The following is a 210-nucleotide window of genomic DNA, read 5'->3' as shown; positions in this document are numbered from 1 at the left end:
TACGCCTGCTAATGCTTTTTGGCTCTCTTTATCTACTTTTGTAATTTCTACTGAACCTTTATCTAGCAGTTCGTTCTCTACTTTTATTGATAAAACTTCCGTCATACCTTTTTTAATTTCGAACGATACTGGTTTTGCTAGTTTTTTATATCCTGGTAAGCTTTCTACCTCTACTAGCTTATATTTCCCTACTGATAAATCTGAAATTGT

1 protein-coding gene is annotated in these 210 nt (G+C 32.9%); it reads right to left on the bottom strand.

The genetic code is table 11. The annotated features are described in order from the left end of the window. Window positions 1–210: MSCRAMM family protein (locus BAU23_RS28310; protein ID WP_131802521.1), on the bottom strand; the 210-nt coding region annotated here is incomplete at both ends.

The sequence above is a fragment of the Bacillus nitratireducens genome (assembly GCF_001884135.1).
Taxonomy (GTDB): Bacteria; Bacillota; Bacilli; order Bacillales; family Bacillaceae_G; genus Bacillus_A; species Bacillus_A nitratireducens.
This window is presented reverse-complemented; position numbering and strand designations above follow the sequence as displayed.